Source organism: Burkholderia sp. Se-20378 (assembly GCF_017104665.1).
In the GTDB taxonomy this organism is placed as follows: Bacteria; Pseudomonadota; Gammaproteobacteria; order Burkholderiales; family Burkholderiaceae; genus Burkholderia; species Burkholderia lata.
In genome coordinates this window covers 1-2,142 of record NZ_JAAGPG010000867.1, presented here as the reverse complement: position 1 = coordinate 2,142, position 2,142 = coordinate 1, and the positions used below count along the sequence as shown (strand labels likewise).

The following is a 2,142-nucleotide window of genomic DNA, read 5'->3' as shown; positions in this document are numbered from 1 at the left end:
CGAAAATCGCATCGAGACTACGGGAGCCGAACGGGCCCGTATTGAAGAAAACTGCCCTCGGCGGGCGGCCGCGCGGCCGCCGTCAGTGCAACGCGCGGGGCGCGTGTGCCGGCCGGGTATCGTGCAGGTCGGCCGGGCGCAACGGGCCGCCGGCGCAGGGTTGCGTCGAGACCGAGAACCCGAACGTGTTGATGCCGCCCGAGCAGGCGACGAACACGCTGCCGCCGTGCATCTCGGCGACGGCCTTGACGATCGACAGCCCGAGCCCGTGGTTCTCCTTGCTGTTCGCGCGGGCTTCCTCGAGCCGGTAGAAGCGCTCGAACACGTGCGAACGCCGGGCGGGGTCGATCGGCTCGCCGGGGTTCGCGACGGACATTTCGACCAGCGTGTCACGGCGCACGATCGTCACGCTGAGCGTCGCGCCGGGCGCCGAATGCTGGATCGCGTTGATCAGCAGGTTCGTCATCGCGCGGCGGAACAGCGACGGATCGACGGCCGCGCGCGCATCGCCGTGCAGCTCGGCGCGCAACTGCGCCTCGTCGAGCGGGATTTCGAGGAAGTCGAGCATGCGCCGCACTTCGTCGGCGAGCGACACGTCCTTCAGGTCGGTCGCCCGTTCGCCGCGGTCGCTGCGCGACAGGAACAGCATGTCGTTGATGATCACGCGCAGCCGCTCGAATTCCTCGAGGTTCGACTGCAGCGTCTGCTGCATCCGCTCGACCGTGCGGTCGCGGCTGGTCAGCGCGACCTGGGTCTGGCCGATCAGGATGCTGATCGGCGTGCGCAGTTCGTGCGCGACGTCCGCGTTGAACGCCTCGAGCCGCGCGTAGGTTTGCTGGATGCGGTCGAGCGCACCGTTGAACGACGTGGCAAGGTCGCGCAACTCGGCCGGCAGCGCGTCGGTCTGCAGCCGCTGGCGGCGGTTCGTGAGACTGATCGCCGAAGCATCCTGCGACAGCCGGTCGAGCGGCGCGAGCCCGAAGCGGGCCACCGCGCGGCTCAGCAGCAGCGTAATGATCGTCGCGATCGTGATCAGCCCGGCGAGCGTCCAGCCGAAGCGGCGCAGCATCCGCTGCGTGCGCTCGCACGAGCTGGCGACGACCAGCTTCAGCGTCGGCCGCTCGCCATTGCCGGCCACCGTGACGGTCTTCGTCATCACGTCGTAGGTGCTGTGGTTCAGCGCGTATTGCTGGAAGGCGCCGAACGGTGCGCCGACGGGCACCCCGTCGACAGGCTGGCCAAAGCGGAAGTCCGGGTTCGTGGTGTCGACCTGGTAGCGCGTCGAACCGTCGGGCGGTTCGAGGTCGGCGAGCTTTTCCTGCATGAGACGCCCGCGCTGGGGCGTGAGCGCATGCGACACGATCATCTCGGCGACCTTGGCGCGCGTGTCGAGCGTCGCGCGCAGCTCGGCGAACAACTGGCGCTCCATCATCACGAACAGCCCGCAGCCCACCAGCGTGAACACGAGCAGCGACACGATGCCGAACATCGCCGACAGCCGCAGGACGATCGAGCGTTTCATGCCGGCCTCTCGGTGTCGCCGTCCTCGCGCGCCTCGAGTACGTAGCCCATCCCGCGGATCGTGTGCAGCAGCTTGTCCGTGAACGGGCCGTCGAGTTTCGCGCGCAGCCGCTTGATCGCCGTTTCGACGACGTTCGCGTTGCTGTCGAAGTTCACGTCCCACACGAGTTCGGCGATGGTCGTCTTCGACAGCACCTCGCCGCTGCGCCGTGCGAGCACGCCGAGCAACTGGAATTCCTGCGCGGTCAGGTCGAGCCGTGTGCCGTCGCGCGTGGCGCGGCGGCCGATCAGGTCGACCCGCAGGTCGCCGATCGAGATCAGCGTCGATTCCTGCACGCGTGCACGACGTGTCAGCGCGCGCAGCCGTTCGATCAGCTCGAGGAACGAGAACGGCTTGGTGAGGTAGTCGTCGGCGCCGCCGCGCAGCCCGCGCACGCGGTCGTCGACGCGGTCGCGCGCGGTCAGCATGATGACGGGCGTCTGCTTCTGCGCGCGCAATGCGCGCAGCACGCCGAAGCCGTCCAGCTTCGGCAGCATCACGTCGAGCACGACCACGTCGTAGTCGAATTCGACGGCTTTCCATGCGCCGTCTTCGCCGTCGAGCGCGGTGTCGACGACCCA

2 protein-coding genes are annotated in these 2,142 nt (G+C 68.5%); both read right to left on the bottom strand.

All coding sequences use genetic code 11. The features are described from left to right. Positions 1–82 precede the first annotated feature (82 nt). A complete protein-coding gene (locus tag G3N93_RS38390) occupies positions 83–1,522 on the bottom strand; it encodes a heavy metal sensor histidine kinase (RefSeq protein WP_174935466.1) in 1,440 nt (479 codons plus the stop codon). Further along, on the bottom strand, positions 1,519–2,142 hold a 624-nt coding region (locus G3N93_RS38385; protein ID WP_206135372.1), incomplete at its 5' end, for a winged helix-turn-helix domain-containing protein. The genes G3N93_RS38385 and G3N93_RS38390, both read right to left, overlap by 4 nt.